Origin of the sequence: Enterobacter cloacae complex sp.6700776 (assembly GCF_048284255.1) — a bacterium.
GTDB lineage: Bacteria > Pseudomonadota > Gammaproteobacteria > Enterobacterales > Enterobacteriaceae > Enterobacter > Enterobacter intestinihominis.
Genome location: NZ_JBLVYK010000005.1, coordinates 137610 through 156118 on the forward strand (window position 1 = coordinate 137610; position 18509 = coordinate 156118).

Annotated in this window: 19 protein-coding genes and 1 other RNA gene; 6 read left to right on the top strand and 14 right to left on the bottom strand. The window is 55.9% G+C overall.

Annotated elements, in window-relative coordinates:
* The first annotated feature begins 3 nt into the window (after nt 1–3).
* Nucleotides 4–1425, top strand: a complete 1422-nt coding sequence (locus tag ACNQ0T_RS10395) for a PLP-dependent aminotransferase family protein (protein WP_022647262.1) — start codon at nt 4–6, stop codon at nt 1423–1425.
* Between the two features lie 70 nt (nt 1426–1495).
* Here the strand turns inward: ACNQ0T_RS10395 and ACNQ0T_RS10400 are convergent, their stop codons facing one another.
* The 3 genes from ACNQ0T_RS10400 to ffs form a co-directional block, all read right to left on the bottom strand.
* A complete protein-coding gene (locus ACNQ0T_RS10400) occupies nt 1496–1711 on the bottom strand; it encodes a hypothetical protein (protein ID WP_006809861.1) in 216 nt (71 codons plus the stop codon).
* Nucleotides 1708–1959 carry a hypothetical protein gene (locus tag ACNQ0T_RS10405; protein WP_022647261.1) on the bottom strand — a complete coding sequence of 84 codons (252 nt, stop codon included), beginning with the start codon at nt 1957–1959 and terminating at the stop codon, nt 1708–1710. Before ACNQ0T_RS10405 ends, ACNQ0T_RS10400 begins: the two co-directional genes overlap by 4 nt.
* A 248-nt stretch (nt 1960–2207) precedes the next feature.
* Nucleotides 2208–2304, bottom strand: an RNA gene (gene ffs, locus ACNQ0T_RS10410) — signal recognition particle sRNA small type.
* A 170-nt stretch (nt 2305–2474) separates the two neighbouring features.
* Here ffs and ACNQ0T_RS10415 point away from each other — a divergent pair.
* The gene (locus tag ACNQ0T_RS10415; RefSeq protein WP_022647260.1) at nt 2475–2786 is read left to right on the top strand and encodes an MGMT family protein; all 312 of its coding nucleotides are present in this window, start codon (nt 2475–2477) and stop codon (nt 2784–2786) included.
* Between the two features lie 37 nt (nt 2787–2823).
* On the opposite strand, the gene ACNQ0T_RS10420 is transcribed toward ACNQ0T_RS10415, so the two are convergent.
* Nucleotides 2824–3351, bottom strand: coding sequence for a YbaY family lipoprotein (locus ACNQ0T_RS10420; RefSeq protein WP_022647259.1), 528 nt, complete (start codon nt 3349–3351; stop codon nt 2824–2826).
* A gap of 203 nt (nt 3352–3554) precedes the next feature.
* On the opposite strand from ACNQ0T_RS10420, the gene tesB reads away from it, so the two are divergent.
* Nucleotides 3555–4415 (top strand): acyl-CoA thioesterase II, encoded by an 861-nt coding sequence (tesB, locus tag ACNQ0T_RS10425; protein ID WP_022647258.1) that lies wholly within the window; start codon nt 3555–3557, stop codon nt 4413–4415.
* Between the two features lie 93 nt (nt 4416–4508).
* On the opposite strand, the gene amtB is transcribed toward tesB, so the two are convergent.
* The 5 genes from amtB to ACNQ0T_RS10450 all read right to left on the bottom strand — a co-directional run bounded on the left by amtB (nt 4509) and on the right by ACNQ0T_RS10450 (nt 10398).
* Entirely contained in the window at nt 4509–5795 is a 1287-nt protein-coding gene (gene amtB / locus ACNQ0T_RS10430) for an ammonium transporter AmtB (RefSeq protein WP_022647257.1), read from the bottom strand.
* A 35-nt stretch (nt 5796–5830) separates the two neighbouring features.
* The gene (gene glnK, locus ACNQ0T_RS10435; RefSeq protein ID WP_006809867.1) at nt 5831–6169 is read right to left on the bottom strand and encodes a P-II family nitrogen regulator; all 339 of its coding nucleotides are present in this window, start codon (nt 6167–6169) and stop codon (nt 5831–5833) included.
* A 211-nt stretch (nt 6170–6380) separates the two neighbouring features.
* Complete coding sequence (locus ACNQ0T_RS10440) at nt 6381–8162, bottom strand: SmdB family multidrug efflux ABC transporter permease/ATP-binding protein (RefSeq protein WP_023299457.1); 1782 nt, start codon at nt 8160–8162, stop codon at nt 6381–6383.
* Complete coding sequence (locus ACNQ0T_RS10445) at nt 8155–9909, bottom strand: SmdA family multidrug ABC transporter permease/ATP-binding protein (RefSeq protein ID WP_023305589.1); 1755 nt, start codon at nt 9907–9909, stop codon at nt 8155–8157. The genes ACNQ0T_RS10440 and ACNQ0T_RS10445 overlap by 8 nt, the downstream gene beginning before the upstream one ends.
* Before the next feature lie 30 nt (nt 9910–9939).
* Nucleotides 9940–10398 carry an Lrp/AsnC family transcriptional regulator gene (locus tag ACNQ0T_RS10450; protein WP_022647254.1) on the bottom strand — a complete coding sequence of 153 codons (459 nt, stop codon included), beginning with the start codon at nt 10396–10398 and terminating at the stop codon, nt 9940–9942.
* A gap of 115 nt (nt 10399–10513) precedes the next feature.
* Here ACNQ0T_RS10450 and ACNQ0T_RS10455 point away from each other — a divergent pair, with 115 nt between their 5' ends.
* The gene (locus tag ACNQ0T_RS10455; RefSeq protein WP_023299455.1) at nt 10514–11560 is read left to right on the top strand and encodes a PLP-dependent cysteine synthase family protein; all 1047 of its coding nucleotides are present in this window, start codon (nt 10514–10516) and stop codon (nt 11558–11560) included.
* 41 nt (nt 11561–11601) lie between these two features.
* On the opposite strand, the gene cof is transcribed toward ACNQ0T_RS10455, so the two are convergent.
* A complete protein-coding gene (gene cof, locus ACNQ0T_RS10460; protein ID WP_023299454.1) occupies nt 11602–12420 on the bottom strand; it encodes an HMP-PP phosphatase in 819 nt (272 codons plus the stop codon).
* A gap of 101 nt (nt 12421–12521) precedes the next feature.
* Here cof and ACNQ0T_RS10465 point away from each other — a divergent pair, with 101 nt between their 5' ends.
* Nucleotides 12522–14222 (top strand): SgrR family transcriptional regulator, encoded by a 1701-nt coding sequence (locus ACNQ0T_RS10465; protein ID WP_058646036.1) that lies wholly within the window; start codon nt 12522–12524, stop codon nt 14220–14222.
* Between the two features lie 66 nt (nt 14223–14288).
* Nucleotides 14289–14984 carry a 7-cyano-7-deazaguanine synthase QueC gene (queC, locus tag ACNQ0T_RS10470; protein WP_417930010.1) on the top strand — a complete coding sequence of 232 codons (696 nt, stop codon included), beginning with the start codon at nt 14289–14291 and terminating at the stop codon, nt 14982–14984.
* A gap of 62 nt (nt 14985–15046) precedes the next feature.
* Here the strand turns inward: queC and ACNQ0T_RS10475 are convergent, their stop codons facing one another.
* The 4 genes from ACNQ0T_RS10475 to hupB all read right to left on the bottom strand — a co-directional run bounded on the left by ACNQ0T_RS10475 (nt 15047) and on the right by hupB (nt 18428).
* Nucleotides 15047–15445 carry a YbgC/FadM family acyl-CoA thioesterase gene (locus ACNQ0T_RS10475; RefSeq protein WP_017694410.1) on the bottom strand — a complete coding sequence of 133 codons (399 nt, stop codon included), beginning with the start codon at nt 15443–15445 and terminating at the stop codon, nt 15047–15049.
* Between the two features lie 97 nt (nt 15446–15542).
* On the bottom strand, nt 15543–15923 hold the full coding sequence (locus tag ACNQ0T_RS10480; protein ID WP_038415510.1) for a helix-hairpin-helix domain-containing protein: 381 nt from the start codon (nt 15921–15923) through the stop codon (nt 15543–15545).
* Between the two features lie 148 nt (nt 15924–16071).
* The gene (gene ppiD, locus ACNQ0T_RS10485; protein ID WP_045622311.1) at nt 16072–17943 is read right to left on the bottom strand and encodes a peptidylprolyl isomerase; all 1872 of its coding nucleotides are present in this window, start codon (nt 17941–17943) and stop codon (nt 16072–16074) included.
* Nucleotides 17944–18155: 212 nt separating this feature from the next.
* Nucleotides 18156–18428 carry a nucleoid-associated protein HU-beta gene (gene hupB / locus ACNQ0T_RS10490; RefSeq protein WP_002444653.1) on the bottom strand — a complete coding sequence of 91 codons (273 nt, stop codon included), beginning with the start codon at nt 18426–18428 and terminating at the stop codon, nt 18156–18158.
* Nucleotides 18429–18509: the final 81 nt, after the last annotated feature.

Here is an 18509-nt window from a genome sequence, read left to right on the forward strand (position 1 = left end):
CACATGTCATCACGTCGTTTTGGAAGCCAGTCTCTGGTTCGCCTGTTAGGGCACTGGCAACAAACCTCTTCCCGCACCCCGCGGTGGCGCCAGCTGGCTGACGCGTTACGCCTGTTAATTCTGGATGGCAGGCTGGCGCTAAACACTCGCCTGCCCGGAGAGCGGGAACTGGCCGCCGCACTGGACGTCAGCCGCACCACCATCAGCAGCGCGCTGGCGCATCTGCGTGAAGAGGGTTTTCTGGAGAGCCGTCACGGCAGCGGTTCCCGGGCGATCCTGCCAGACAGCCGGGCCGTGCCCACGCTTTCCACTGCCAGCGCGGCGCTGGATCTCTCAACCGCCGCGCTCAACGCAGGGCCAGAGATCCATCAGGCCTACACCCACGCGCTGACGACCATTACGCCGAATCTGGCGCTGACCGGGTACGATCAGCTTGGGCTTCCAGCGCTGCGTGAAGCTATCGCCGCCCGCTACACCGCACGCGGTCTGCCCACCCGGGCAGACGAAGTGATGGTGGTGAACGGTGCCGTCAGCGGCTTCGCCCTGATCTTAAGAATGATGACCGGGCCCGGGGATCGCGTGGTGGTGGATCATCCCACCTACCCGCTGGCGATAGCCGCGATTCAGGGGGCGCAATGCCGGCCCGTGGGCGTCTCGCTGCCAGAAACGGGCTGGGATACCGATGGTTTTGCCGCAACGCTTGCCCAGACAGCCCCGCGTCTGGCCTATCTAATGCCGGATTTTCATAATCCGACCGGGCGCTGCATGGATGCCGCGACGCGTCAGACCATAACCGACATCGCCGCGCAAACCCGCACCACGCTGGTGGTGGATGAAACCATGGTCGATCTCTGGTTCGATGCTCCCCCGCCGCCGCCGCTGGCCGCCTTTAACCCGGAGGCCGCGGTGATTACGCTGGGTTCCGCAGGCAAAAGCTTCTGGGGTGGGCTTCGTCTCGGCTGGATCCGCGCCTCGTCCCGTACTATCGCCACGCTCGCACAGACGCGCGATACGCTGGATCTGGGCTCTCCGGTGCTGGAACAGCTGGCCACGCTGTGGCTTATCGAAAACAGTGAAACCTTCCTGCCTGCCCGGCGGGAAATGCTGGCAGAACGGCGTGACCGCTGCGGCCAGATGTTACGGGAGCATTTCCCCGAATGGCGGTTTCAGGAAGCGGAGGGAGGACTTTCATACTGGATTGAACTACCCGGCATGCTGGCGACTCAACTGGCGGCACGTGCGGAAACGACAGGCATCATTATGGGCACCGGCACGCGCTTTGGGCTTTCAGGCGCGTTTGACCGCTACCTGCGTATGCCCTTCTCACTCAATTCGCCAGAACTTGAAGAGGCATTACTGCGTATCAAACCGCTGTGGCTTGCCTTAAATAAAAGTACACCGCCAGTAAAACGGAGCCTGGTGTAAATTATTCGCCAGAAACAATAAAAACAGCTGACTGTAACGCATGCAGTCAGCTGTTTTCATGAAGAACAACTTAATGTTGAGGAGGAATCGGGAAGCCTTTCAGCGAAATAATGAAATTTTCACCTTCTTTCTTTATTTTCGCACCGGTATCACACCAGTCAGACGCAATTCGAAAGAACTCATCACTTCCTACATTCCAGCCAAGACGAACATGTTTCACATAGCCCGAACGTAACAGATTGCAGGCCTCGTTGTAATCGCTGGCAGTCGATAGTTGTTGTTTCATTTTCTCTTCTTCAGAAGTTTACGTAGTGCTTTGATTTCTTTAGGAGTAAATGGATTTACACTCTCTTCTTCCGTATGCTGATTATCAACATCCTCTTCCGATACTCCCGCCTCTTCTACTGCTTCAAATGCCAGCAGCAGCAGTTTCTCTGTGGTCACGCTTAAATTCTCATTATTGTCTTCCGCATAGTGGCGGAGTCTTTCTTTTAGCGCTTCATCAATTTTAACGTTTAAAACCGCAGTTACCATGATTGTCACATCCTTTCGGAACACGTGTTTAATTTAATACACGAAGATAAGTTTGTTATCCAGATATATATTTTTTTGCTTATGACAACAAAAAGACGCCCGATAATAAAATGACAGTCTATTATTACAGGTTTATGACATTATTATTTCAGTTCAATGAAGGATATATTGCACGAACAAAATAGGCACATAATTGAGAAGGTTTATATAGGGGGGAAACTTCAGAGAAGAACACAAATGGGTGGGGGCCCTGCCAGCTACATCCCGGCACCCACGTCGTCTGCCCTGGCTGCTTCCTTCCGGACCTGACCTGGTGAACAGAGTAGCGTTGCGGGAGAACCAACAGAGCCCCCATTGAGAGCGTTGATAACCAACGCGCTGGCGCATTATCCCTGTGGAGCACCTCAATTGCAAGCCGCTGGCAACTGGATGCTGGATTATTGCGCAAACTGAACCGACAATCTTCTTTATCTTCGTATAACATTACCCTTCGCTGATTTCCCGCTGGAGAAACAATGGACGAACACGACTCTTTCCCACAGCGAGTGTGGCAAATCGTGGCCTCGATTCCAGAAGGCTGTGTTACGACCTATGGGGAAGTCGCCCGACTGGCGGGCTCTCCGCGCGCAGCGCGTCAGGTTGGCGGCGTGCTAAGAAGGCTTCCGGAGGGAAGTACGTTACCATGGCACCGGGTCGTTAATCGCCATGGTGCCATTTCCCTCACCGGGCCAGACTTGCAGCGCCAGCGTCAGGCATTACTCTCAGAAGGGGTACAGGTGTCCGGGACGGGACAGATAGATATGCAGAAGTATCGCTGGGAATACTGACGCCCTCTCCCGTCAAGATGAAGAGGGCGAAAGAAAGTTACAACTGTGTTGGCGGTGTAGGCAAGGTCGGCTGATTGGTCTGCGTTGCCACAGGCACTTCAGTCTGCTGCACCGGGACCAGGGTCAGGTCGATTTTGGTGCCCCCTTTGTTGACCGCTTCCTGCACGGTATCGGTGATAAAGACCAGCTTATCGTTGATCGTTACCGCCGCGCTCAGGAGGATACGCGCGTTAGGCTGAACGTCAGACGGGTTGTACGGCAGCACGAAGCTGAACGGCGCCTGTTTACCCTCTGTACGAACTGCACGCTGTGCAAGGACTTTAGACGGTGCATCCGCCAGAGACGCATCGGATAACGTGACCGTTAAAACCGCGTCCGGCGGCAGAGCGACTTTCTGTTTGATCCAGATGGTACCGGACACGTTAGGCTGTCGAATAGCTTGCTGTGAAAGGGTGTTAATCCCGTTTGGGGTCGCCGTTGGTACCGCTACATCGGCACTCTTATCCGCACAGGCGGACAACGCCACCGCCATTGCAACACCGCTTAACATAGGCACGAGTTTCATTGAAGTCTCCTTATCATCAATGCACCGGCGGGATCGATCCCATCCGATGTCGTTTTATTCACATAACGTAAACAAGTGTGGCACAAATCACGGATTTATGCCTAATTTTGCCCAGGTATTAAGATAATTCTACCCATCGGACCACTATCGTTTCTGCGTTATACTCAGCGTATCTTTCGCCACGGCGTTTATTGAGGACCACTATGAGTCAGGCACTGAACAATCTGCTGACATTGCTGAACCTGGAAAAAATAGAAGAAGGGCTTTTTCGCGGACAAAGCGAAGATTTAGGCTTACGCCAGGTTTTTGGGGGCCAGGTCGTGGGGCAAGCGCTATATGCCGCTAAGGAGACCGTTCCGGCAGACCGTCTGGTGCACTCATTCCACAGCTACTTTTTACGCCCCGGTGACAGCGCTAAACCGATTGTGTACGACGTGGAAGTTCTGCGTGACGGCCAAAGCTTCAGCGCTCGCCGTGTGGCGGCCATCCAGCATGGGAAACCCATCTTCTACATGACCGCCTCCTTCCAGGCGCCAGAGCCGGGCTATGAGCATCAAAAACAGATGCCGTCTGCCCCATCGCCGGACGATCTGAAATCGGAAACCGAAATTGCCCGCGCACTCGCACATCTGCTGCCGCCGCAGGTAAAAGAGAAGTTTCTGTGCGATAAACCGCTGGAGATCCGCCCGGTCGAATTTCATAACCCAATGAAGGGGCATACTGCTGAGCCCACCCGCCAGGTGTGGATCCGCGCCAACGGCAGCGTACCGGCAGACTTGCGCGTGCATCAGTATCTGCTGGGTTATGCGTCGGATTTCAACTTCCTGCCGGTTGCGCTACAGCCGCACGGCGTGGGATTCCTGGAAAAAGGGATGCAGGTCGCCACGATTGACCATTCCATGTGGTTCCATCGTCCTTTCGATATGAACGAGTGGCTGCTTTACAGCGTAGAAAGTACCTCTGCGTCCAGCGCACGCGGTTTTGTTCGCGGGGAGTTTTACACCCAGGATGGTGTGCTGGTGGCTTCTACCGTGCAGGAAGGTGTGATGCGTAATCGCGGGTGAGGTAAAAAGCCCGGTCGCTACGCTTACCGGGCCTGCAAATTTCACTTTTTCAGGCCGGGTAAGGCGAAGCCACCACCCGGCAAGGCACTCAAATTATGCGTTGTACGCATTCTCGCCGTGGCTGTTGACGTCCAGACCTTCGCGCTCCTGCTCTTCCGGTACGCGCAGCCCCACGGTCATATCGGCCAGCTTGTAGCCGATAAAGGCCACAACGCCCGACCAGACAACCGTAATCGCGATACTTTCAAGCTGGACCAGCACCTGATGCATCATGGTCACGCCTTCAGCATAACCCACGCCGCCCAAAGATTGTGCAGCAAAGATGCCGGTCATGATACAACCGATAATGCCGCACACACCGTGTACGCCGAATACATCACACGGATCGTCAACGCGCAGAATACGTTTCAGTGCGGTAACGCCCCACAGCCCCGCCAGACCCGCGACGATACCGATCAGCAATGCGCCGCCCACGCCCACGTAACCGCATGCTGGCGTAATACCTACCAGACCGGCAATCGCCCCAGAACAGGCACCCAGCAGGGATGGCTTGCCGCGAACGGCCCACTCGCCAAATACCCATGAGAGGATGGCCCCGGCAGTTGCCACCACGGTATTCACGAAGGCCAGCGCGGCGATTTCGTTAGCGGCGCTGGCTGAACCTGCGTTGAAGCCGAACCAGCCAAAGTAGAGGATGGCGGTGCCGGTAAAGACCATCGGCAGGTTGTGCGGCTTAAATGCTTCTTTCCCAAAGCCCACGCGCTTGCCAATCAGGTATGCGCCTACCAGGCCGGCTACGGCGGCGTTGATGTGAACAACGGTGCCGCCCGCAAAGTCCAGAGCGCCATGGGAAGCCAACAGACCACCGCCCCAGACCATATGCGCAATCGGGACATAGGAGAGCGTCAGCCAGACCACCACGAAAATCAGTACCGCAGAGAAGCGGATACGCTCAGCCAGCGCGCCCACAATCAGCCCCACGGTGATGCACGCGAATGAGCCCTGGAACGCGACATGAATATACTGATAGAAGCTGCCCATTACCGCGGTCAGTTCGATATTTTTCAGCATCGCCCAGTTAACGTTGCCGAAGAAGGCGTTGCCCTCCCCGAAGGCCAGCGAGTAACCGTAAACCACCCACAGCACGCACACCAGCGCGAACGTGACGGCAACCTGCGTCAGCATGGAGAGTACGTTCTTGCCGCGGATCAGGCCGCCGTAAAACAGCGCGATCCCCGGAATCGTCATGAACAGCACCAGCGCGGTGCAAATCATCATAAAGGCATTATCGGCTTTGTCTGCCACAGCAGGTGCAGCCATTGCCAGGCCCGGCAGCAGTGCCAGCGAACCCAGACCTGTTTTCATTGTTGCTTTCATCATTTTCTCGATCCCTATCACTGTGTGCCAGGAGTTACTTACAACGCCGCTTCGTCAGATTCGCCGGTACGGATGCGAATGACGCGCTGTAGTTCGGCAACGAAAATTTTGCCGTCGCCAATTTTTCCGGTGTAGGCCGCTTTGCTGACGACATCAATCACCTCATCAAGCTGATCGTCGGCAATCGCCACATCAATCTTCACTTTTGGCAGGAAGTTAACGCTGTATTCCGCCCCGCGATAAAGCTCGGCATGACCTTTCTGACGCCCAAAGCCTTTCACTTCGGTGACAGTCAGTCCCTGAATACCCATGGAAGACAGCGCTTCACGCACGTCTTCGAGTTTGAATGGTTTGATTACCACCGTAACCAGCTTCATATATCCCCTCCAGTCAGAATTCGGTAATGGCCGCAGCTAACACGAGAGGTATATTGCAAAGGGTGTGCCAGAAGTGAAATGTGAGGAGGAAAGCGCCGCGGCGCGCATGCGCCGCGAAGGGGTGAAAAAAAACGCACCATGGCAGTGCAGGGTGCGTTTCAGTTTTGCACCAACGGTTAAGACTGTTAGCGCATTGCCTTGTTATGGTGCATCAGGCGCTGAGCGACTCCTCCTCGCGCACGCTGGCGGCCAGCTCGTCGCCTGCCAGCTGCAACTGATACATCTGCCAGTAGCGTCCTTTCGCCTCGAGCAGCGCTTTGTGCGTACCCCGTTCAACGGCCTGGCCACGGTGCAGCACCAGAATGGTATCGGCATCGACGATCGTTGAGAGGCGGTGAGCGATCACCACCAGCGTAGTGCGATCCCGCACGGCAGCCAGCGCCAGCTGGATCGCCTGTTCGGTACCGGAGTCGATGCTTGCGGTCGCTTCATCCAGAATCAACACCTGCGGCGTCTCAATCAGCACGCGCGCCAGCGCCAGGAGCTGCTTTTGCCCGACAGAGAGGTTATTGCCTTGCTCGCCCAGCCGGGTATTGATCCCCTCGCTTAACCCGCGCGCCAGATCTGCCAGCTGCACCGTTTCCAGCACCTCCCATACCTGCTCAGGCGTGAAAGATCGTCCCAGCGTCACGTTGGCATAAAAGGTATCCGCCAGCACTACCGGATCCTGCTGCACCATCGCGACGCCTTTACGCAACGCGTTGTGGCTAAGCGCGGAAAGAGGCCGTCCATCCAGACGGATCTCCCCCTGCGTCAACGGATAGTAGCCCATCAGCAAACTGGCGAGCGTGCTTTTGCCGCTGCCGGTATGCCCAACCAGGGCGACAAAACCGCGCGACGGTACCTCGAGGTTGATATCCTGCAAGACAAGCTGATCGTCGCGGTAGGCAAACGAGACATGATCAAACGCTATGGATCCACTTTCCAGCGGACGTTCATCATCGCCATAGGTCTGACGCGGCCTGTCCATCAGCTCAAACACACGCTCACCCGCGACTACCGCCTGTTGCAGCATCGATTGCTGCGTAGTGAGTTCAATCAGCGGTTCGTTAAGACGGCCAAGGTAACTGATAAACGCGTACAGCACTCCCACCTCAATGGTTCCGCGCGTCGTCAGGCCAAACAGCATCAACATCCCGCACAGCACCAGCGCAGAGAAGAGGCTCAGCAGCGGGCGTAACAGGAAGCCGTCCAGACGTAACGTCTGCATCCGCGCCATATAGTGCGAGCGGCTGGCTTCTCCCATTCGCTCGCCAAAACGCGCCTGCTGGCGAAACTGCTGGATAACGCTCATGCCGTTGATCACTTCGTTGAAGCCATCATTGATGTCTGCAAGGTAAGCGCGCACGCGACGAACAATCGGCGTGCTGTAGCGCTGGTAAATCACCATCACAATCAGCACCGCCGGGAAAATAGCGATCGCCACCAGCGCCATCCGCCAGTCCAGACTGAACATCGCCACCAGCATCGCGCCAATCAATGCGGCACTGCGCAGAACCGTTGCGACAACGGTCACATAAAGGTCGCGGATCACCTCGGTGTCATTGGTGACGCGCGAAATAACCTGCCCGACCGGCTGGGTATCAAACTCGCTCAGCGGCTGACGCAGCGCGGCATCCATCACATCCGTGCGTAGCTGCTGGACCACGCCCACGGCGGCCCGGTTAAACAGCAGCGACTGCGCATAGTGCAGCCCCGCCGCCGTCAGCTGTAGCCCGACATACGCCACACCCAGCCCCGCCACCAGCCCCAGCGGCAGATAGCTTTTCGCCACCATGTTATCGATAAAATAGCTGATAAGCAGCGGACCGGTCACCTCCGCAATCGCGGCGATCCACAGTAACAACACGGCGATGGAAAGCGGTTTGCGCCACGGTGAGCCATAGGCGAGCAGCCGTTTTAACGTCGGCCACATCTGTCCAAACTTACGCATCGGTGACCTCCTCATCCAGCGCAGCTTCAAGCTGTTGATAGCGGTACATATCCCGATACCAGCCGGCCTGCCCGGCGAGCTGTTCATGTTGACCACGTTGGGCAATATGCCCGTGCTGAAGCACCAGAATTTCACTGGCTTCGGTAAGGGCCGACAGACGGTGCGCGCTGATGATGACCGTGCGCCCCTCCCCCCATTGGCGAAGGTTATGCAGAATTTGATGCTCGGTACGCCCGTCAACCGCGGACAGCGCATCATCCAGAATCAGGATCTCAGCGTCCAGCAGCAGCGCGCGGGCAATAGAGATACGCTGTTTTTGTCCACCGGAGAGCATAACGCCCCGCTCACCCACTTCTGTGTCGTAGCCCTGCGGCAGGCGCAGAATATCCTCATGGACGCTGGCTAAGCGCGCCACATGCTCGATCTGGTCCTGTGTCGCCGTCGGGCACCCGAGCGCGATATTGTTGGCTATGGTGTCTGAAAACAAAAACGGCGTCTGGCTGACGACCGCCAGGCGGCTGCGCCAGTCATCCAGCAGCAGACGTGGCAGGGAGACGTCATGGAAACGGATATCGCCTTCGCTCACGTCAAAATGGCGCTGAATCAGTGACAGAATGGTGCTTTTACCGGAGCCCGTCGGGCCGCAGATGCCCAGCATCTGACCAGGACGCAGCGTGAAACTGACGTTTTCAAGCACCGGATGTTCCGTTTGCGGGTAGATAAAGACGCGGATATCAGCCTTCAGAACACCCGGACCTTCCGGTACCGGCTCGCTGCCATCGTTCACTACCGGCACTTCCGCCAGCATGGCGCGGATACGGCTGTAGGCGGCGCTCCCACGTTCAACGATGTTAAACATCCAGGCCAGCGCCAGCATCGGCCAAATCATCAGCCCGAGGTACATCGCAAAGCTGGTTAACTGCCCGAGGGTCATGGTGCCTCGCACCACCATCCAGCTGCCGCCGCCCACCGCCAGCAGGTTCGCCATGCCAATCGCAATATAAATTGTCGGATCAAAGCGGGCGTCTATACGCGCCACGCGCATGTTTTTCGCACCGGTATCGGCGGCGTCGGCCGCAAACAGCGCGGACTGCCTGTCTTCCAGACCAAACGCTTTGATCATGCGGATGCTGGTCATGCTCTCCTGGGTGCGATCGTTTAACGACGAGAACGCCGCCTGCGCCAGCTTAAAGCGTTCATGGAGCTGCTCGCCGTAGCGGTTAATCGCCAGCGCCATCAGCGGCATCGGCAGCAGCGCCAGCAGCGTGAGCTCCCAGCTAATTTGCGTAGACATCACAATCAGTACCGCACAGCCCATCACCAGGGAATCCACCAGCGTTAACACCCCTTCACCGGCGGCAAACACCACACGGTCCACATCGTTAGTGGCGCGGGCGATGAGATCCCCGGTACGGTGACGCAGATAAAACTCAGGGTGCTGGCGGCTCAGCTGGCGGTAAAAGTCCTCGCGCAGCTCAACGGCAAGCTGATAGGACGCGCCGAACAGCAGCACGCGCCAGACATAACGCAGCAGGTAAACCACCACGGCCGTCAACACCAGCGTACCGACCCACATCATCACCCGTGCGGCGGTGTAATGTTGTTCCGTAACACCATCCACGACGTATCCCACCACTTTGGGCGGGATCAGTTGCAAAATGGCAATGATAATAAGCAGGGCCACCGCGCCGAGGTAGCGTTGCCACTCCCGACGAAAGTACCAGCTTAATTGGGCAAATAATCGCACGCGGTCTTTTCCTGAAGATATTTTATGAAGTTATTCAATGGGTAACGCTGTGGTGTATTTAATCTGTTCCATGGCGAAACTGGAGGTGACATCGGACAAGCCCGGTACGCTATTGACCAGCCGCTTGTAAAAATCATCGTAGCGCTTCATGTCTGCCACCTGAACGCGCATCAGATAGTCGTATTCCCCCGCCATGCGCCAGAAGCCGAGCACCTCGGGCATGTCGGAAACCTGGGTGACGAAGCGGCTGTACCATTCGCTGCTGTGATGCTGCGTTTTTATCAGGACGAAGGCGGTCAGTCCAAGCCCCAGTTTTTCGGGGTCCAGCAGCGCCACACGTCCCAACAGAATGCCATCGTCTTCCAGCTTCTTGAGGCGCTTCCAGCACGGTGTGGTGGTCAGATTAACGGCATCTGCCAGCGCCTGCAAAGAGAGGGTGCAGTCGCTTTGCAGCAAAGAAAGCAGCTTGCGGTCAATTTTATCTAGCATATCCACCTCCCAGAGAAAATTATTCTCCTTACATTCTATTTTAAAGGCCAGATAGCAACAATTTTTTCTGTGCTTTTCGCTATGCTGGGCACAAAATGACAAACGGATAACTACGATGAATAGCACCTGGGTTAAACATGCCATCAGCGAAATAAATGCCGACTATCAGCGCTCGGCAGATACCCATTTGATCCGCCTGCCTTTGCCTGGATTTCCCGGCATTCAGCTTTACCTGAAGGATGAAAGTACCCATCCTACCGGCAGCCTGAAGCATCGCCTGGCGCGTTCACTCTTTTTATACGGTTTATGTAACGGCTGGATTAAAGAAGGCACCACGATTATTGAATCGTCGTCCGGATCAACTGCCGTCTCAGAGGCCTACTTTGCCCGCCTGCTGGGCCTGCCGTTTATCGCTGTGATGCCCTCCTGCACGGCGAAACGTAAAGTTGAACAGATCGAATTTTACGGCGGACGCTGCCACTTTGTGGAAAGCGCCTGCGAAATCTATGCGGCCTCCGAAATGCTGGCCCGCGAACTAAATGGTCACTATATGGACCAGTTCACCTTCGCCGAGCGCGCCACCGACTGGCGCGGCAATAATAACATTGCGGACAGCATTTTCCGCCAGATGACCCACGAGCCACATCCCGTCCCCTCTTACATTGTCATGAGCGCGGGCACGGGCGGAACCTCCGCCACCATCGGACGTTATATCCGCTGTCAGGGTTATGATACGCAGCTGATGGTGGTTGACCCTCAGAACTCGGTGTTCCTTGATTACTGGCAATCTCGCGATGCCAGCCTGCGCAGCCCTGTGGGGAGCAAGATCGAAGGAATTGGTCGCCCGCGCGTCGAACCCTCGTTCATTCCGGACGTTGTGGATGAGATGCTCCGCGTGCCGGACGCCGCCAGCGTCGCGACGGCGCACTGGCTGGAGACACAGCTTGGCCGTAAGGTCGGAGCCTCTACCGGCACCAATATGTGGGGGGCGCTACAACTGGCCGCGAGAATGCGTGAAGAAGGCCTTAGCGGCTCTGTCGTCACGCTGCTGTGCGACAGCGGGGAACGCTACCTGGACACCTATTACAACGCAGAATGGGTACAGGCCAATATTGGCGATGTTGAACCGTGGAAAGCGCAGATTTTGCATCTGGTGAAATAAAAAAAAGCCAGGCTTTAGCCTGGCTTGCTGGAAGGATCTCGCTATTCGGGGGAATATGGGAGGTTATTTTTGTCCAGCCAATGCGTCAAAAAATGGGACACCGCTTCGTTACGACAGTGTCCGATAACCGGTAAATGCGGGAGCGCGGCGATAAGTTGCGGCATCGCGTTCCCCATAATCAGACCACGGCCTACGCTGCTCAGCATCTCGTGGTCGTTCATGGCGTCACCAAAGGCCATACAGTCCTGCATCGTCAGCCCCAGACGATCGCTCAGCACCGCCAGCGCAGATCCTTTGTTACAGCCCACCGGCAGCACTTCAAGACAGTCCACCGCCGAGAAGGTCAGGTGCGCCCGGTCGCCCAGCGCCTCGTTAAGCTGAATACGCAGGCGGCAGAGATCGTCGTGATCGCCGCAGAAGCAGATCTTGGTTACCTTGTGTGCCGGAATGCGGCGCAAATCGATGAGCTGATATTTAAAGCCGCTGTAAACGTGAGCGTGCAGCAAGGCCGGGATCTCACGCCCGGTAAACCAGCCTTCATCGTTAAAAACATGCACGCTGGCCTGCGTATCCCAGGTGCTGTGCAGGACGATGTCCGCCACTTCCGGATCCAGATCCTGACGGTGCAGCACATCGCCCTCGACGGAGTGAATGCGCGTCCCGTTGCCGGTGATCAGGAACGCATCGAGGGCAAATGTTCCCAGCAGATGGCGCATCTCCAGCACATGACGACCAGTGGCAAACGTCAGGGTGACTTCACGCTCGCGCAGGCGCTTAAGTGTGTTCAGGGTTTTCTCCCCTAAACGGTGATCCGGCATTAACAGCGTGCCGTCCATATCAAATGCAGCGAGCCGAGCCATAATTACTCCCGAAATGTGATGCGGTTAACTTGTGCATCAGTATTACGTGAGATATACGGAAGTAATAGTGAATAGATGATAATTATTGTTCCGGGTTTTTCATGCGCCAGCTTAACCGTCTTAACCAGTATCAGCGTCTGTGGCACCCCTCCGCCGGCGCAACGCAGCAGGTGACCATCAGTGAACTTGCCAGCCGCTGCTTTTGCAGCGAGCGACATGTACGCACCCTGCTGCGCCAGGCGCAGGAGGCGGGCTGGCTAAGCTGGCACGCCCGCTCCGGACGAGGAAAGCGTGGGGAATTACGCTTTCACGTCACCCCGGATTCGTTGCGTAATACGATGATGGAAGAGGCCCTGAAAAGTGGACAGCAGCACAACGCGCTGGAGCTGGCCCAGCTCGCGCCTGAAGATTTGCGATCGCTGCTGCATCCGTTTATGGGCGGGCAATGGCAGAACGATACGCCGACGCTGCGTATTCCCTACTATCGCTCGCTGGAGCCGCTTCAGCCGGGGTTTCTCCCTGGCCGGGCGGAGCAGCATCTGGCGGGACAGGTATTCTCTGGTTTGACGCGTTTTAATGGTAACAGCAGTGAACCCACGGGCGATCTGGCGCATCACTGGGAAGTCTCTGCTGACGGCCTGCGTTGGCATTTCTACATACGCTCCACCCTGCACTGGCATAACGGCGATAAAATAGAGACGGCACAGCTCAGGCAAAGCCTGACGGCGCTGCTATCGCAGCCCGGCATGGACACGCTTTTCCGCAGCGTCTTACGTATCGAAACCACGCATCCGCAAAGCCTGACGTTTATTCTCCATCAACCTGACTATTGGCTGGCGCACAGGCTGGCAACCTACTGTAGCCGTCTGGCGCATCCTGATTACCCCGTGGTGGGCAGTGGTCCCTTTCGGCTGAGCGTTTTTGAGCCTGAACTGGTGCGTCTGGAAAGCCACGAGCAGTATCACCTTGGTCATCCGTTACTTAAGGCTATCGAGTACTGGATCACGCCCCAGCTTTTTGACTACAGTCTGGGCACCAGCTGTCGCCACCCGGTGCAAATCGCCATTGGCGAGGCCGACGAGCTGGCCAGCCTGCGGCTGGTGAGTAACAGCACCAGTCTGGGCTTCTGCTACCTCACGCTGAAACAAAGTCCGCGTCTGAGCGAACTTCAGGCAAAGCGGCTGATTAATATCATTCATCTCTCAACGCTGCTGCACACGCTTCCCCTGAACGAAGGGCTCATCACTCCTACCGAGGAACTGCTTCCCGGCTGGGCGATCCCCCAGTGGACTGATTTAACCGACGTTGTGCTGCCAGAGGCATTGACGCTTGTCTACCACCTGCCGGTTGAGCTTCACACCATGGCCAGTCAGTTAAAAGCATACCTTGCGCGGCAGGGGTGTGAACTGACCGTCATCTTTCACGACGCCAAGACGTGGGACGGTTGCCAGCAGCTTGCCGATGCAGACATCATGATGGGAGACAGACTGATTGGCGAAGCGCCAGCGTACACCCTTGAGCAATGGCTCCGCTGCGATGCGCTCTGGCCGCATCTGCTGAGCGCACCGGCATACGCCCATTTGCAGGCCACGCTGGATGCGGTGCAGACGCAGGCCGACGAACGTGACCGACACGCAGGACTTCAGGCTATCTTCAGCCGATTAATGGAGACAGCCGTCCTGACACCGCTCTTTAACTACCAGTATCAAATCAGCGCTCCTCCGGGCGTCAACGGCATACGCCTTAACACTCGCGGCTGGTTTGACTTCACCGAAGCCTGGCTTCCTCCACCAAACGCGTGAAGAAGCTGGTCGCCGCTTTAGCCAGGCGTTAACATGACGCTTTTACCGTAACTGTCGAGATGATCTATGAAACGTGCCGTCGTCGTGTTCAGCGGAGGACAAGATTCCACAACCTGCCTGATTCAGGCACTTCACCAGTATGATGAAGTGCACTGCGTCACTTTTGATTATGGTCAGCGTCATCGCGCTGAAATCGATGTCGCTCGTGAACTGGCCCTCAAACTGGGCGCCCGCGCTCATAAAGTGCTGGACGTGACGCTGTTAAATGAACTGGCCGTCAGCAGTCTCACTCGCGACAGCATTCCGGTGCCTGATTACGAACCGGATGCCAGCGGCATTCCGAATACCTTCGTACCTGGGCGTAATATTCTCTTCCTGACCCTGACGGCAATCTATGCCTACCAGGTGAAAGCCGAAGCGGTGATCACGGGCGTGTGTGAGACCGACTTCTCTGGCTACCCGGACTGCCGGGATGAATTCGTGAAAGCGCTCAATCACGCCGTGGATCTGGGAATGGCAAAAGAGACCCGCTTCGAAACGCCGCTGATGTGGCTGGATAAAGCCGAAACCTGGGCGCTGGCCGACTACTGGGGCAAGCTGGATGTCGTTCGCAACGAGACCCTGACCTGCTACAACGGCATTAAAGGGGACGGCTGCGGGCAGTGTGCCGCCTGTAACCTGCGCGCGAACGGTCTGAATCATTATCTTGCGGATAAAGCGGGCGTGATGGCCGCGATGCAGAAAAAGACCGGTCTGCAATAAGGGCTAACTGTCCGCGCTGTCGTACAACAGGAGTCGACAGCGCGGGCATTCCTGAATATTACTTATGCGATCATCAGCTCCAGCTTTTCGCGCAACTCCCCTTCCAGCGGCAACGCTTTCTGGGTTTTGAGATCGATACAGACAAAGGTGATCAGCGCATCGGCCACCACCTGCCCTTCTGGCTCAAGCGTGACGACCTGGCTCAATACACCACTTTTGCCATTCAGTTGTTGGACCTCACTGGTCACGGTGAGCACATCCCCCAGCACAGCCGGGCGGCGGTAGTTAATGTTGATGTTGACGACCACAAACGCGATGTTGTGTGCGGTCAGCCACTGGAAGCTTTCGCTGTTCTCCAGGCCATCCCAGCGCGCCTCTTCAAGAAATTCAAGGTAGCGGGCGTTATTGACGTGCTGGTAAACATCGAGGTGATAACCACGAACTTTGATTTGTGTCTGCATAGCGCAATAGCCTTTCGTTGTTATAGGTTCAGAGGTCATAACTGGTATGACCTCTTTATCCTGGCAAATTTTTGCCGCAGTGCAAGTGATTACGCGATTACAGCGTCAGGTGTGCGAGATTGCGCTCAACCAGCGCGCTGCCCATACCCGGCACCTGCTTGAGATCGTCAAGGGTTTTGAAAGGACCGTACTCCTCGCGGTAGCTAACAATGGCCTGGGCTTTTTTAAGTCCCACACCGTTCATCACGCGCGCGAGCTCTTCTGCCGATGCCGAATTGATGCTGACTCGCGTACCGTCATCCTCTGCACTTTTACCGGCATCAGTCGCTTTTGATTGCGTATAAGCCTGCGCAGCTGAGTCTGTTTTGGTCTGTGCAGCCTGCGCTTTAGCCGAGGGCGACGCCGCCAGCGCTCCCGCACTCATCCCGGAAGTGGCAATAGCCAGTGTAATTAACAGTGCTTTGATTCCACATTTCATGCTGTTTTCTCCTTGTTTGTTGACAGCCACGCCACGATAGCCGTACGAGAAAACAGGGACAAACAGCAGATTGCAGAAATGGAAAAGGCCGCGAAAGCGGCCTTTAGTTTTTGCAGAGCGTTACGAAAATCTGCGAGCAGGTACGTAATTATTGCTCCTGGGTCACCACATCACCCAGCTTGATTTTGGCTTCTTTACGCAGGTTGCTCATCATCGCTTCGAAAGCAATCTGGGCATTATTCTGGGTAATTCCCTGAACCATGGCCTTCTTCTGCGCGTCTGGCAGCGTGCCGGCTTTGACTTCATCCAGAGCCAGAATCACCACGTTACCCTGCATATCGGTCGTGGTGCCAAAGACAGGTTTGTCTTTCGCCGGCAGGCTCAGACCAAACGCCGCCTGGCTGACAGGATCCTGACCGGTACGGCTCAGCGTTTTGGCTTCGCCAAAGCTCAGGCCAGCCGCTTTCAGTGCATCGTTCTTACCGGCTTTCAGATCGGCCAGAATTTTCTCTGCATCCAGTTTTGCCTGCTGTGCCGCTTTGTTGTGTTTGACCAGCGCCACCACCTGATCTTTCACTTCCGCCAGGGGCTTCACTGCCTCGGCTTTGTGCTCGCTGACGCGCAGTACGAACGCACGGTCACCGTCAACGGTAATGATGTCTGAGTTGCTGCCCGGCGTACCGTTCTCACCTACCAGACCACCATTGAAAATGGCATCTGAAACCGGTTTGAAGTTCAGTTCTTCCGGCAGATTTTCATGGCTGAACCAGCCCGTCTCAACCGCTTTCACGCCAGCAGCCTGCTCAGCGCCCGCCAGTGATTCGTTGTCGTTGCTTGCGGCATCGCTCACTTTCTGTTGCAGAGCATAGAAGGCGTCCAGCGCTTTCTCCTGCTTCACTTTCGCAGCGATATCATCACGAACGTCAGCCAGCGGCTTGGTTTTCGCCGCCACGACATCGTCCAGACGCGCCACCAGGAAGCCAACGGAGGATTTGATTACACCAGACAGTTGGCCTTTCTCTTTAAGACCCGCATTTTTCAGCTCGTCCGGGGTAGTGGAATCTTCCAGCCAGCCCATATCACCGCCGTTTTTGGCAGAAATAATGTCGGTGGATTTTGCTTTCGCCACGGTCGCGAAATCAGCGCCTTTGTTCAGCTCGTCCAGCACGGCTTTTGCTTCTGCTTCCGTTTTGGTCTGGATCACGCTGTAACGGTTACGCTGCGGCTGAGTGAACTGATCCTGATGCTGGTCGTAATAAGACTGGATCTCGGCGTCAGTCGCGTTTTTCTGCATCGCAGCTGCATCCAGCTTGATATAGCTTACGCGGAACTGTTCAGGAGAGATGAAGTTGTTCTTGTTTTGCTCATAGTAAGCATTAACTTCAGCGTCGCTAACCTGCTGTTTCGCCGCCAGTGCATTGACATCAATCGTCGCTTCACGCACCACGCGTTGCTGCGCCACCAGTGCCGCCAGCGCTTCAGTTTCGCCTTTCAGCATGAAATCGGTGCCCACCACCGCGTTGATCAGCTGTTGCGTGGTCAACTGGTTACGCAGCGCCTGTGCGTACTGGTCAGCCGTCATCCCCATCTGGTTAACAATGCTGTTGTAACGCGCGTTGTCGAACTTCCCATTAGACTGGAAAGCCTGCGTCGAGAAGATGGCTTTTTTAACCTGCTCATCGCTGATGCCCAGACCGAGGCTTTTCGCGTACTGGTCCAGCAGCGCTTCGTCGATAAGGCGGTTCAGCGTCTGCTGACGCAGGTTTTTCATATAGCCTTCGTTGGCTGCAAGTTCAGAGTATTGGTCGCCCAGCTGTTGCTGCATGCGGTTACGTTCACCAGCAAAAGCGTTCTCGAACTGCCCACGGCTAATTTCCTGGCCATTCACTTTTGCGGCGTAGTTCGCGCCACCGCCGATGAGGTAACTACTCACACCGGTCAATATGAACGACACGATAATGATACCGAAAATAATCTTGAGCACGAGACTGTTAGCAGCCGTGCGTAAGCTGTCCATCATGGTGTAACAACACTCCGCTGTAGGTGACTGGTTACCTGACGCTGACGGAAAATCCTGACCGTCGCGCGTAAAGGCGTATTGTGACAAGAAAACAGGGCAATTGTCAGCCCACAACTCGCATAAACTCGCACAAATCAGGTCTGGACAAACAAAAAAGGCACATCAAACGATGCGCCCTTGTACTTTTCAGCTTCCCTGGAGCGGGAAAGCAATCAATTTACTGCGTCTTTCAGCGCCTTACCTGCACGGAAACCCGGCACTTTAGCGGCAGCAATGGTGATCTCTTTACCGGTCTGCGGGTTGCGGCCAGTACGGGCAGCACGCTCTTTAACCGCAAAAGTACCGAAGCCTACCAGTGCAACGTCGTCCCCAGCTTGCAGAGATTCAGTAACAGAAGCAATTAAAGCATCTAAAGCACGTCCAGCTGCAGCTTTAGAAATATCAGCACCCGCAGCAATTTTGTCAATCAGTTGAGATTTATTCACTGTTCTCTTCCTCTCTTTATAATTTATATCGCACCTGAATCCTTCACAGCGCGACCGCGCAGCAGTTATATCAGTCCTGCT